The 13,866-nt window shown below is 52.5% G+C and carries 9 protein-coding genes; 6 read left to right on the top strand and 3 right to left on the bottom strand.

The annotated features are described in order from the left end of the window. The first annotated feature begins 12 nt into the window (after positions 1 to 12). Both M2277_RS15680 and M2277_RS15675 read left to right on the top strand, forming a co-directional pair. The gene (locus M2277_RS15680; protein ID WP_280755130.1) at positions 13 to 1,068 is read left to right on the top strand and encodes an amidohydrolase family protein; all 1,056 of its coding nucleotides are present in this window, start codon (positions 13 to 15) and stop codon (positions 1,066 to 1,068) included. A gap of 323 nt (positions 1,069 to 1,391) precedes the next feature. Continuing rightward, entirely contained in the window at positions 1,392 to 1,763 is a 372-nt protein-coding gene (locus M2277_RS15675; RefSeq protein ID WP_036641122.1) for a Rieske (2Fe-2S) protein, read from the top strand. A 694-nt stretch (positions 1,764 to 2,457) separates the two neighbouring features. On the opposite strand, the gene chrA is transcribed toward M2277_RS15675, so the two are convergent. The 3 genes from chrA to chrS are packed head-to-tail and all read right to left on the bottom strand — an operon-like array spanning position 2,458 to position 4,106. Continuing rightward, positions 2,458 to 3,000, bottom strand: a complete 543-nt coding sequence (gene chrA / locus M2277_RS15670; protein WP_063478762.1) for a chromate efflux transporter ChrA — start codon at positions 2,998 to 3,000, stop codon at positions 2,458 to 2,460. Then, positions 3,000 to 3,569, bottom strand: coding sequence for a chromate efflux transporter ChrB (gene chrB, locus M2277_RS15665; protein ID WP_063479755.1), 570 nt, complete (start codon positions 3,567 to 3,569; stop codon positions 3,000 to 3,002). Before chrB ends, chrA begins: the two co-directional genes overlap by 1 nt. Positions 3,570 to 3,623: 54 nt before the next feature. Beyond that, positions 3,624 to 4,106: a chromate efflux transcriptional regulator ChrS gene (gene chrS / locus M2277_RS15660; protein ID WP_006208546.1), complete on the bottom strand. Its 483-nt coding sequence runs from the start codon at positions 4,104 to 4,106 to the stop codon at positions 3,624 to 3,626. Between the two features lie 366 nt (positions 4,107 to 4,472). On the opposite strand from chrS, the gene M2277_RS15655 reads away from it, so the two are divergent. The 4 genes from M2277_RS15655 (at position 4,473) to M2277_RS15640 (ending at position 13,647) form a co-directional block, all read left to right on the top strand. Continuing rightward, complete coding sequence (locus M2277_RS15655) at positions 4,473 to 5,570, top strand: CapA family protein (protein WP_148248062.1); 1,098 nt, start codon at positions 4,473 to 4,475, stop codon at positions 5,568 to 5,570. 478 nt (positions 5,571 to 6,048) lie between these two features. Beyond that, positions 6,049 to 12,123, top strand: coding sequence for a phosphodiester glycosidase family protein (locus M2277_RS15650; RefSeq protein WP_280755129.1), 6,075 nt, complete (start codon positions 6,049 to 6,051; stop codon positions 12,121 to 12,123). Positions 12,124 to 12,290: 167 nt separating this feature from the next. Continuing rightward, positions 12,291 to 12,617, top strand: coding sequence for an antibiotic biosynthesis monooxygenase family protein (locus tag M2277_RS15645; protein WP_152826865.1), 327 nt, complete (start codon positions 12,291 to 12,293; stop codon positions 12,615 to 12,617). Positions 12,618 to 12,651: 34 nt separating this feature from the next. Further along, positions 12,652 to 13,647: a Gfo/Idh/MocA family protein gene (locus M2277_RS15640; RefSeq protein WP_152826986.1), complete on the top strand. Its 996-nt coding sequence runs from the start codon at positions 12,652 to 12,654 to the stop codon at positions 13,645 to 13,647. Positions 13,648 to 13,866: the final 219 nt, after the last annotated feature.

Genomic DNA, 13,866 nt, shown 5'->3' with positions numbered 1-13,866 from the left:
AGGAATCAGGCAATGGACGACTACCAAATTATCGATGTCGACGTTCATAACGAACAGGACGATCGGGCGCTGCTTCCGTATTTGCAGGAGCCCTGGCGTTCGCGGGTAGCGGCATCCGGCATCGGTTATGCCGGGTCCGGTTACTATTCGCCGATCGGCGTGATGAAAAAAGATTCGATCCCTCCGGGGGGAGGCAAAGCCGGCTCCGACCCTGACTATATGATTAAACAGCTAATCGAAGGCTACAACCTGGATTACGCTGTACTGACGGGGGTCGTCTACAACATCTCGTCGACACATGACCCGGATTACGCAGCGGCCATATGCTCGGCCTATAACGATTATTTGATAGCCGAGTGGCTCGGCAAGCATAAAGCCTTCAAGGGCGCGATGGCGGTAGCCACCCAGGATCCGCTGCTGGCGGCACGCGAGATTGACCGGATCGGCGGCCATCCGGATATCGTAGAGGTCATGATCTCCAGCGCGGCGCGTTCGCCGCTCGGGCAGCGCCACTATCATCCGATTTATGAAGCGGCGGAGCGCCATGGTCTTCCGGTCGCGCTCCATCCGGGAGCGGAAGGCGGCGGGAGCTCGACGGCTCCCACCGCGGCCGGCTACCCGGCACGCTACATTGAGTGGCACACCTGCCTTTCCCAGATGTTTATGGCCCATCTGGTGAGCATGGTCTGCGAGGGCGTGTTCGTGAAGTACCCGAACCTTAAGGTGGTTCTGGTTGAAGGCGGTGTGGCCTGGCTGCCGGGCCTGATGTGGCGGCTGGATAAAAATTATAAAGCGCTGCGCGCAACTGTGCCCTGGCTTAGGAGAATGCCAAGCGAGTACATCCGGGATCACTGCTTCTTATCCACGCAGCCGATTGAGGAGCCGGATAATCCGCAGCATCTCATCGATCTCTTCAATATGATCGATGCCGAGAATATGCTGCTGTATTCCAGCGATTACCCGCACTGGGACTTCGACTCGCCGGGGCATATTTTGCGGGGCCTGAAGCCCGAGGCGCGGCGGAAGATCTTTTGCGAGAATGCGAAGCAGCTGTACCGGCTGGATTGAGGGGATGGATGAAGAAGGCACGAGGTTGAAGACTACGGCATCCAACCAATAGAGCATGAGGTGGAGGACACTACGCATCCAGGTAACTATGTACGAGGTAGAGGACGGACTCATTCAACTAATTGTGCATGAGGTGGAAGACAGACTCATTCAACTAGCGCACGAGGAGAATAACGAACTTACCCGACGAATAGCGACGAGATCCAATGATTGCGATGAGATATCCTACTAATTGAGCATTAGAGCCAATTATTGTGATGAGATATCAAACTAATTGAGCAAGAAATTCAATGAATAGCGGTTAATGGCAAGGAGGTGCATGAATGGGAATACATTATGTGCTGGCGGAGGGGGATATTCCGGATGATGGGCATGCGGTCGTAAATATTGAAGGACGCGAAATCGGCATTTACCGGATCAATGGCGAATACCACGCGATTCTCAATTACTGCCCGCATCAAGGGGCGCCGATCTGTGCGGGGCTCGTCTCCGGGACGACGCTTCCCTCGGAGGTGTACGACTACGAATACGGTCGGGCAGGCGAAATTGTCCGCTGCCCCTGGCACGGCTGGGAGTTCGACCTGCAGACAGGCAAGTCGCTGTTCAGCGACCGCATTCGGGTGAAGAAATACAAGGTGGAGGTTCATGAGGGCAAGGTTGGTGTGGTGATGGGGAGGAAAGTAGTTGGTGGGTAACGAAGTGGAGAAAGTAGTAAAGAAAGTAGTGGAGAAGTAGGTAGGGATGTAGTAGAGGAATAGGTGGGGAAAGTAGTAGATGGAAGTAGTAGAGGTATAAGTGGAGGAATCAGTAGAGAATAGGTCGATGAAATTGGTCATCTGGGACGGATGAATTCCATCTATAGCAGATCTACACGGAGGTACTCAAGGCACTCAAAGCACTCAAAGTACTCAAAGCACTCAAGGCACTCAAGGCACTCAAGGAATTCAAAACACTCAAGCGCTTAAAGACTCAAAGTACCCAAGGCTCTCAAGACACTCAAGAAACTCAAGACACTCAAGACACTCAAGACACTCAAAGCACCCGCCAGCTTTCATCGGACTGTAGATCCGCTATTTCGTATTATAAGTCATTTTTTTACAATGTTCCGGACACCAGATCCGCTAATGTACGGATTACGGGTACAAATACTTAGTAAGACAGTAAATAAGGTCCTCTGGGTCCGTTCGTCTTCTCAAAAGTACTGTTTTCCAAGAAATAAGGTATCCTGTGTCCGGTACGGGAGGCAACTTCCATAAGCACCACAATTGGATTAGCTCAACAAAAACGAAAAGAGCGAGTATCGAGGGCTATTTACCTTCAACTCGCTCTTTTGAATAGCAGCGGACCACATGCAGTCTGGGAACTGGGAACTTTAATGAGTCAAGCCCCTCACACCACCCGCGACAACACTAACCCCCCGTAGGCAAACGCGGCCAGGATCACCAAGGCCGGATGGATTTTGCGGATGTTCATGGCCCAGAAGGCGACGGCGGCGATGCCGAGCGACTGCAGGAGGCCGATGGAGATGACGGAGCTTTTGCCCATCTGCCAGGTCAGGGTCAGCATCATGATGGCGATGACTGGCTGGACCAGGAGGGTCATGCCTTTGACGACCGGTGACGTGCGGTATTTTTGCAGCAGATTCAGCAGCCAAATGAGGGCGACGGCGGAAGGAATAACCGTAGCCGCGAGGGCAAGGGACATGCCCATCCAGCCGTATACGTCATACCCGACAAAAGCGGCGATTTTGGTGGCGATCGGACCGGGGAGTGCATTGCCAAGCGCAAGCATGTTGGAGAACTCCGGATCGGTCAGCCAGCCGTGGTTGGTGACGATCTCCTTGTACATGAGCGGGATGGAAGCGGGACCGCCGCCATAACCGAGCACGTTAGCAATGAAAAAACTGATCAGCAGCTGCAGCCATTCTTCCATTAAGCGGATCCCTCCTTGTCCCGTCTTTGTTTTTTCAATTTGGATACGGTTTTGAAATGCACCGTGCCGTAAGCGAGGAACAATATAATCACAATGGCCGGATGAATCTGGAAACTCTCCAGCAGGAGAAACGATACGGCAAAAAATCCGATTCCGGCATAAATGCCGAGGCCCTTCACGGCCTTCTCGCCAAACTCGTAAGCCATCGTTCCCAGCATGACGGCAATGACCGGCGTCACGCCTGCAATCATGCCGGCGACCACTTTGGAGCTGCTGAGGAAGGTGACGGCAGACAGCAGGGCAATCATCGCGATACAGGTTGGGAGGATGTGCGCAAGAACGGCGACAACCGCGCCGAGGGCTCCTTTTTCCCGGTAGCCGAGATAGGCTGCCATCTTCGTGGCGATCGGGCCCGGAAGCGCGTTGGCGAGCGCGAGCACCTCCCCGAATTCATCGTCGCTCAGCCAGTGATAGCGTACAACGGCTTCGTGCCGTATCAGCGGAATAACGGAAGGACCACCGCCGTAGCCGAGTATTCCGGTTCGGACCATGCCGAACGTTAATTCCATGTAGGGGTTGCTATGTTTACTGCTCAAAGGTATGAGTCCTTTCTGTTGTGGGAGTTAGAGCCTGATGCCCATGCGGCTTTTATACCGCTTGATCAAGATTTGGGTGTCTACACTCGTAATGCCGGGAAGCGGGTAGAGTTTCTCATTTAAAAACATTTCCATTTCCTTATGATTGGTAAACAGTCCGTGCATATGCAGTTTGCTGGGCCCGGTCATATGATAGAGGCTCGTTACATACGGCTCGTTCTCCAGCGTGTCCGCCACTTGCTGCAGATATTTGGGCTCGACCTCCACGTTGAAAAAAGCAGACACCGAAATCCCCACCTTCTCCGGATTAATGACCGCCGCGAACCGTTCAATAATGCCGTCGTCCATCAGGGCACTGACCCTGGCCTGAACGGCGACACGGGATAATCCGATTTCCTTGGCTAGATCTGTGTACGAGATTCGACCGTTCTTGCCAAGAATCGCCATGATCCTGCGGTCTGTATCGTCAATCACGGGAGGAGAATTCTCCCCGTTAGAATGAATATCCATCGAATGCAGCTCCTTTGACCTTTACTTATATGTAAGGGATTTCTCAGTATTTTATTACAAAACGCAATCAAATCATTCCAATCCATTACGATAAGTCTAAATATATAAGGTATTCATGATGTTTTCAATATGATTTGCAAAGTTTGAAACTTTTTGCGTGCTTTTCAAGTCTAAGTCTATGAATAGAAAATGATAGATTTTCATTCATTGGGTAGTATTACTAAAAATATGAATCTGCATTCAGGAGTCAATTACATTCTATTAAATGGTTGTTTTTATAAAATTACCCTTTTATATCAATATATGATAGGATAATGAAGGTGAATTGCTAGCATCTTAGAATCTTTTATTGAAAGGCGGCACGGTATGAAAAGATTATTTTGCCTCATTCTGGTTCTCGTTATGATTCTCCCGGTCAGCATGGTTTCAGCAGCGGATGCAAACGGGAAGGAGAGTCAGAGCAAGGCACAGGAAGCCAAGAATATATCGGGGAATACCACGCAAGCGAATAAATCAAAGGACAAACCGATCAGTCTTGTGTTTGCAGGTGACATTCTATTAGACGGTTATGTAGGTAACCAGATTGAGCGGTTCGGTAATTTATATCCGTTCAAGAAGGTGGCTCCCATATTGAAAAAGGCTGACATGGCATTCGCCAATCTGGAGACACCGGTCTCCATTCGGGGCAAGGCCGCGGATAAAACCTTTGCCTTCCGTTCGAAGCCGGAAACACTCCAAGGCCTGGCCTATGCGGGCATCGACGGCGTAACACTCGCCAACAACCACATTCTCGACTATGGACAGCAGGCAATGCTTGATACCATCACACATCTGAAACGCCAGAAGATCGGCTACACGGGAGCCGGGCACAATCTGGATGAGGCCTTCAAGCCTTACGTGCAGAACATTGACGGGAAAAAAGTCGCGGTGCTCGGGGTGAGCCGGGTACTCTCGGGCAATTCTTGGATCGCAGGCAAGAACCACCCGGGTGCCGCTTCCGCCTACACAATGGAGCCGATGCTGACGCACATCAAGAAGTCCGCGAAAAACAACGATTTTACGATTGTGTATATCCACTGGAATCAGGAGTTTGCCGACTATCCGGAAGAATACGCTCGCACGATGGCGAAGCAGATGATCGACGCGGGTGCTGACATCATCGTTGGATCGCACAGCCACACATTGATGGGCATAGAGTATTACAAGAACAAACCGATTTATTATTCGCTCGGAAACTTTGTGTTTAACCGCTCGACCCGGGGCGGGGATAAGACACTGCTGTCGATGATGGTGCATTTCGAGATTCAGGGCTCCAAGATCACGAGCCGGATCACGCCAGTGAAGATTATCAATGGTCAACCGAACCTGATGGACAAGACCTACAATAAGAACATCATTGCGAAGCTGAATAAATTGTCCTACAACGCGAAGATTGATGCCAACGGCAACGTCAGCAAAAAATAATAGGGATTCTCAAAAACAACTGCGGCTATTAGCTGCGGTTGTTTTTTTATGCGCACTCAAAAAAGCCTCCGCGAAAAAATGTCGGAAACTGGCGACAAGGCTTTTTTTCATTCCTCGTATTCGACAAAAACTGCTTTTACGCCACCCGACCGGAAATTCCTGCTCCAAAAAATAAAATAAAGTTTTACTTAATGTATTGTAATTTGAAATAAAATTTCAATATGATGAAGGGAGAAAAGACAAGTTGTTTTGGGCACAGGAGGCGGTGGATACGGATTGGCAGCATACTTTTTTGCAGCCCTTCCAGCTAATGACTGAATGTAAAGCCCCCTGCGGCAGAGTTAACTTCGTCTTAATACAGAATGGAGGTGGAATTAACAAGCCAGCGTTATACTCCCGAGTAGGTCTTTCGTTCGCGGACAGATATACACCGGGGAAGAACAGGAGTCCAAGCATAGAGAAGGAGGAATTGATGTACATGTTAAGGAGTAAAAAGAAAATATCGTCACTGCTGAGCGGAGTGATGTTTCTGTCTTTGCTGTTTCCCGCAGGACAAGCTGCTGCAGCTGATCCGGCAGCCACCGCCCCATCGGTTATAGATATGCGGCAGATGGAGATCGGGCCAGGCGCTACATATACATGGGCGAATATGCAAAAGGGCAGCGGCGAGCAGAAGGTTCACATGGTGGAGTTTAATCCATCGCAAGGGAATCTGGAGCTTCAGCCTGGCCTGACGGACGGCAAGGTTTATGGCATGCAGGGTGTCAGCAAAATGGCATCCGATGCAGACCAGAAGGACAACCGCGTCATCGCGGCGGTGAACGGAGATTTCTACGATATGTCCACGGGCATTCCGCTCGGATTGTTCATGGGTGACGGGGAGCTTCTGACAGACCCGCCTGGCGGGAGGAACGCCTTTGGGATCAAGAAGGACGGGACCAGCCTGTATGGCAGTCCGAAATTAACGAAAAACGTGACGATTGGCGGAACCGTAAGCAGCTTATCCTCCATCAACCGTTTAAGAGGCGCGGATGCACTTGTTCTCTATACCGAAAAATTTAATGCCACAACAATGACCAATAACCTTGGAGACGAGGTTATTCTGGATATCGTGAGCGGCAGAGTTGCCAGCGGCGAGACCTTGACTATGAAGGTGGCTTCTATTCTTAAGGATCAGGGAAATTCGCCGATAGGTCCGGATCAAGTGGTTCTGTCCGCTTCGGGCTCGCAGCGGAACAAACTCGCCGGGCTGAAGGTGGGGGATGAATTAAGCGCAAGTTTTCAGCTGGATAACGAGTGGCAGGACGTCACGATGGCAATCGGCGGAACGGTGATGCTGGTGCAGGATGGCGTAGTCCAGCAGCATACCGATCCGGCCGTACATCCGAGAACGGTGGTTGGCACTAAAGCCGATGGCTCTGTTGTGCTGTTCGAGGTTGATGGCCGCCAGCCGGGCTTTAGCGAAGGGCTTAACTACATCGAGCTCGGTGAAATGCTGCAGGAGCTCGGCGTGGTTAACGCATTGAACCTGGACGGAGGCGGTTCGGCTACCTTCGTTGCCCGCCTGCCGGGGGAAACGGCGCGCAAAGTGCTCAACTCGCCATCGGACGGCGGGGAGCGCAAGACAGCCAACGGGATTCTGCTGGTGAACACAGCACCCGAGGGAGCTGCGAACAAACTTGTTGTGGCTCCGACGCTGGAGCGAGTGCTGACAGGTTCCTCCGCTGCCTTTAAGACGGCAGCCGTGGATCAGAATCTGCATCCGTCCCAGATGACGGAGACCGCGATATGGAGTGTTGACCCTGCCTACGGGTCCATCGACGCCAGTGGTAAATTTACGGCCGGCAACCAACCGGGAGTGACCGAGGTATCTGTACAATCCGGCAATCTGACCGGAACAGCCGATTTGGAAATCGTGGATGAGCTGACCGAGCTCAAATTCTCTGACGCGGTGAAGACCTTCTCTTCCGGCTCGACCGAGACGCTCAAGGTCTCGGCGCTTCGTAATGGTCAAGTGGTACAGGCCGACAATAGCCGTTTGGAGTGGCGAGTGGAAGGCGATATCGGGACGATTGACGGAAATGGAACGTTTACCGCCACGGACAAGCAGGACGTCAGCGGCAAAATCTTCGTGAAGTACGGTCAAATTGAGACCTCAATCGAAGTAAACGTAGGACTTCCACCGGTGATGCTTGAGGATTTTGAGAATGGTCTTAGCCGTTATAAACCAAGCTCCGGCGCGCAGATCAAATCGACCAAGGTATCCATTGAAACCGATGAGACCTATATTCGTTCCGGTAATGCCGCATTGAAGCTGGAGTATGATTTTACAGGGATGACCGGCACCTCCGGCGCTTATCTCCAGACAAATGGTACAGCAGACAATATCGAAATTTCGGGCTATCCGGAGAAGATCAGCATGTGGGTGTATGGAGACGGCAACGCGCACTGGCTCCGTGCCCAGATTCGTGACAGCAAAGGAGCGATCCCGCTCGATTTTACCGATCAGACGGTCGGCGTTAATTTCAAGGGATGGAAGTATCTCGAAGCGTCTGTTCCCAAAGGAAGAACTCTTCCACTGGTGATGGACATGCCGGTTCGTTACATGGAAACGCAGGCAACGAAAAAAGACGCCGGAGCTATCTACGTGGACGAAATTCGCGCATTATACGGTCCGGTCCATGACGATATCGAGCCGCCGGTTCTGAAGAATTTCTCGCCCGTTAACGGTGCGGAGATCAAGGTGAACACACCGACCATTACTGTGTATGCCGAGGATGCAGGTTATGATCCTGTGACACATCCGGGCACCACCCTGATTGATCCGGACAAAATCCGGTTTTATCTGGACGGCAGTCTGGTACAGCATACCTTGTATCCGCCGGAAGGAAGAATTCATTACACGCCAAACGTTCCGCTTGCCGATGGTGTCCATCAGGCGAAGGTCACCGTCCGTGATCTCTCGGGTAACCAAACGACTGAGGAATGGAACTTCACCGTAAATACAGGTGCGGCCAGGGTAGTGTACGATACACCGGACACGGTCTATGCGGGAGGCGGCTACACGCTGGATATCGGCGGGGTGAAGACGTCCCAAATCCGCAGTGGTCATATCGATTTCCAATTCGATCCCACCAAAGTGGAGAATCTGGAGCTCATACCGGGGGACAAGCTGAGTCCAGCCCAGGTTAGCGCAGACATTGACGCTACAACAGGAAAGGTCAAAGTGACCTGGAAGGACATCCATACCGCATCCCTGTTGGATACGGATTGGATCGGCCAAATCCGGTATGATGTGAAGAAGAACGCAACCGACAGCAGCATCATATCGCTTACGTCCGGGGCTGTATCTTTCACCGATACGGGGAATACCGAATTTTCATTCTTCGGTCTTCCGATGGAATCCAGGATCGCAACGCATTATACGCTGAGCTGGAATCAGGAAGGAACGGTGCAGGGATACGAGACCGAATTTAAAGTGAGCGATGCCCAGGGTCAGCCTGTGGAAGGTGTACAGATCATGGCTGATGCAGCAGCGGTGGGAACAACGGATGCAGCGGGTATCCTGAAGACGGGGACTCTGACCTCCCAGGTCAAGACGTATACGGTGCAGGCGGTGAAAGGCAATCAATACAGTCCGGCACTGGAATTCAAGGTTTCGCCGCTGGCCGGAAGCCCGACGCCGTTCAACATCAGCGTAGGCATGGGCGAAGATCCGACTACGTCGCGGATGTTCAACTGGCATACAGACCCGGCAACGGACGGGACCATCGTGGAACTGGCCAAGAAATCCGAATTTACGGATTTCGATGTCCCGAATGTCCAGAAAATCGATGGAACCAGCGAGCTGTACCATACCTTGGATCTTGGGACGGTCCGCGTCCATAAAGCGACAGCGTCCGGCCTTGAGCCAGGCACAGAGTATGTGTACCGTGTCGGTGACGGCCAAGGCCATTACAGTGCTCAAGGCTCGTTTAAAACGACCGAGCTTGCGGGAGACACCACGAAATTCCTGTATTTTGCGGATTCTCAGGCCTCTACCGCCAAAGAATTCGAGCTGTGGGGGAACACAATCGACAAAGCGGCAGCCGAGCATCCGGATGCCGAATTCATGGTCCATGCCGGTGATATGGTGGACAAGGGATTCCTGGAAGAACAGTGGAACTATTGGTTCGATGAGGCCCAGAAGCATTTTCTGAATACGACGTTAGTGTCGACCATCGGCAACCATGAAGTGATGGGGACCAAGGAGAACGGGGATTTCCTGGCTCACTTTAACCAGCCGGGCAATGGTTTGGACAGCCTGAAGGGAACGAACTTCTCATTTGATTACAAAGACGTTCATTTCATCATGCTGAACAGCGAGTATCAGCTGGAGAAGCAGAAGCAATGGCTCCAGCAGGATCTCGCTGACAATGACAAGAAATGGACCGTCGCGATGTTCCACCGCGGGCCTTACGGCAGCATTTACGATACCGCCGAGGTGCGCAGCTTGTGGGCGCCCGTGCTGGAGGAATTTGGCGTGGATCTTGTATTAAACGGTCATGATCATATTTATATTCGTTCCTACCCGATGATGGACAATCAAATCGCTGCGGACGGTCAGGGCACGACTTACGTTGTAGCGGGATCGTCAGGTCCCAAATTCTACTCCCATACGGAGCGGGGATGGCATGAGGTGGTCGACGACGAACAGACTCAGATGTACGCCTCCGTGGAAGTGAAGGGAGACGAGCTTCATTTTGTAACCAAAACGGTTGGCGGACGTGTCGTGGACGAGTTTACGCTGACGAAATCGGGAACGAAGCCAGCTCCGGAGCAGATTATAGTGAGCCCGGACCAGCTTAAGCTTGCCGTCGGCGAAAGCCGTGAATTGCAGGCTGAGGTGAAGCCAAGCGGGGCCGAACGAACCGTAGTATGGTCCGTATACAGCTCCGAACCGTCGGATGATATCGTCAGCGTATCAGCAGACGGCATTGTGACGGCTCAAGGGCTGGGGAATGCGGTCGTAAGAGCAACCAGCACGGCGGCACCGGATGTGTATACAGACGTGAATATTTCGGTAGATCGAATCCCGAATGGCAGCATGGAATCGATCGCCTTAAGCGGCAAATCCGAGCTGAAGGTTGGGGATACCGATAAGACGGTTACGGAGGCGGTTTATACCGACGGCAGCCGTATCCGCTTGATCGAAGGCGTAACTTATGGGAGCAGTAAGCCGGAGATAGCCTCGATTGATGAACAGGGCTTGGTACGGGCTTTAGCAGAAGGGGCAACTGTCATTTCGGCAACCTACGAAGGGTTCAAGTCGGAGTACGCCTTGAAGGTGATCACCCGTGGCGGAGGCAATCCCGATCCGGGAACGGAGCCGCCAGTAAACCCACCGGTGAACCCACCGATAAATCCACCAGTACAGCCGCCCGTGACACCGCCGTCTGGCAGTATCACCTTGTCGGCCAGTGAGCTTGCAGCTAAGCTGTCGAACGGGCAAGTGACCTTGTCAGTGGATGGAAGCTTTACGGACCTCACATTGCCGGGCAATGCGGCTGACATTCTTAAGGACGGCTCCATACGAATCGAGGCGAACAACTTGGCCATAACGATTCCATCCAAGGTGCTCCGCCAGCTGGGTGGTCTTGCAGATGCCGGCCAGCTTGAGAAGGGCACCATCAAGCTGAGTGCCGTCACATTGTCGGATGCGGAGATGAAGGAGCGCATCGCGCAAGCCGTCCGTGTCTCCGGAGCGAAGCTGACAGCAGCCGGAGCTATGCTGGAGTTCCAGCTTGCTCTGACGACAGCGGATGGTCAGGTCCACCGCCTAACCGAGTTCGATCATCCGATGACGCTGGAACTGCCGTTATTCTCAGATGCCAAGGGTTCAAGAATCTCCATGTACTATTTGTCCGGCCATGGAGAGCTGGAGTACATTGGCGGTGTGAGCAAAGACGGTCGCATGTCAGCGGGAATACGTCATTTCAGTGCATACGGTTTGCTTGATTATGAGAAAACCTTTGCGGATGTGCCTTCATCGTTCTGGGCTGCGAAGGTCATCGGTGATTTGGCCGCGAAGCAGCTTATCCAAGGCATCAGCACGGAGCGCTTCGCACCGGCTCAGCAAGTGACCCGAGCCGAATTTGCTGCGATGCTGGTTCGTCTGCTTGACCTTCAAGCAGAACGTTCTGCACCGTTTGCGGATGTAGCTTCAGGCAAATGGTACGCGGAGGCTGTTGCAGCGGCGAGCGAGTCCGGAATCGTGAACGGACTCGGCCAAGACCGTTTTGCACCGGAAGCCCCGATTAAACGTCAGGAAATGGCGGCCATGCTGGTGCGCGCTTATGCCTATGCAATGAAACAGCAGCAGGAGAACCTGGGCGCGAGCAGCGGATTTACGGATATCGCCGAATCTCCTGACTGGGTTCAGGAAGCGGTAGAAACTGCGTATGCCCTCGGTTTTATCCAGGGCCGCACGCCGAGCCGCTTTGCACCGGAAGGACTAACCACGCGTGCGGAAAGCGCGCAGGTTATCTATAATCTGTTGAATAAGCTAAAGTAAGGCTTAGGCGATTACGCCTCTCTCCACCTGTAGAACATCGCAGAGGAGAGAGGTGTTTATTTTTCAGGTTAAAGTATGGCGGAAGTTCCGATATAATGATATACAGGGTCAATGAACGAAACGTAAGCCGAAGTTACACCTATTCAGCAACTGGAAAGGGGAAGAGGATGACGGAATACGCGAATACGCCGAAGCCGCCTTATTATGCCTGCATTTTTGTGTCCAAACGAACGGAGGGCGACCGGGGTTACGGAGCGATGTCCGATAAAATGGCGGAACTCGCTGCGCAGCAGCCCGGCTATCTGGGGGTGGAATCCGCTCGGGATGAGGGTCTAGGGATCACGGTTTCGTACTGGGACTCCTTGGAGGCCATACGTTTATGGAAGGAGAACGCGGCTCATCAGGTAGCCCAGGAACGGGGCAAGAACGAGTGGCATGAAAGCTTTGGCTTGCGAATTTGCAAGGTGGAGCGGGACAGCTTCTATAAGCTCTAGGCAAGACCTGATCATGAAGAGGAAGAGGAGGATGATGATGCAGAATTCGGGTAAGATCAGATGGGGAATCATGGGGACAGGCTGGATTGCGGAGCAGTTTGCCGCCGATCTGGCCTATGTGGAGAACGCCCAGTTTCTGGCTGTCGGTTCCCGTACGACCAGCAGTGCAGGTGAGTTTGCGTCTAAATATGATATTCCGCGGGCATATGGGAGTTATGAGGAACTTGTGTCAGATTCCGAAGTCGACGTTGTGTATATCGCAACTCCGCATCCCTTGCACCGGGACAATGTCATGTTGTGTCTTCAAGCAGGGAAATCCGTGCTGTGCGAGAAGCCCTTCACGATCAACGAGGATGAGCTGGAGGAGCTGGTATCGGCTGCGCGGGAGCGGAAGCTGTTCCTGATGGAGGCCATGTGGACGCGTTTTCTTCCACCCATTCGGCAGGTGCAAGCATGGTTGAAGGACGGACTTATCGGCGACGTTCGGTTAGTGAAGGCCGATTTTGGTTTTCGGAGCGGTTGGAATCCGCAAGGCCGTTTGCTCAATCCTGAACTCGGCGGAGGCGCGCTGCTGGATGCAGGAATTTATCCGGTGTCGTTTGCATCGATGATTTTTGGCGCCCAGCCTGAGAAGATATGGAGTACTGCGCATATTGGAGTAACGGGCGTGGATGAGCAGTTCTCGGTTGTGCTATCCTATGAATCGGGCAAGACGGCTTCGTTAAACGGGGCAATCCGTCTCGGATTGACGAATGAAGCTTATATATATGGGACAGGCGGGTATATTCATATTCCGTCTTTCCTGAACGCAACAACCGCTTCCCTTCATGTAGATGGAGCGGAACCGGTACGGGCCCTAGATGATCGTCAGGCGAAGGGTTATAACTTCGAAGCTTACGAAGTGGGACGGTGTCTGCTGGAAGGGCGGCTAGAGAGCGACGTGATGTCACTGGATGAGTCCCTTGCGATCATGAGGCTGCTGGATCAGATCCGGGGCCAATGGGGGCTTAAGTACCCTTCGGAAGGATAAGTTGGTTCGTGTGCAGCGAAGCAGTGTGGAAGGAACTTCCCGCACTGCTTTTTTTTGTGATTAAATACGGATAGCCCAGGAGCAGCGTAGCTTCTTTAAGCGCAGATGTCATTATTTACATAAGTTTTACGGAGAGATAACAAGCCATTAACTCCCCTTTGTTATGCTGGAGCTGTTTGAGAGCGGTGTTGCAGACCCATCCTACATAATAAAAGGAGA

Origin of the sequence: Paenibacillus sp. LBL (genome assembly GCF_029893715.1) — a bacterium.
GTDB lineage: Bacteria > Bacillota > Bacilli > Paenibacillales > Paenibacillaceae > Paenibacillus_AQ > Paenibacillus_AQ glucanolyticus.
The sequence above is the reverse complement of the archived record's forward strand: the minus strand, read 5'-3'. Positions and strand labels throughout refer to the sequence as shown.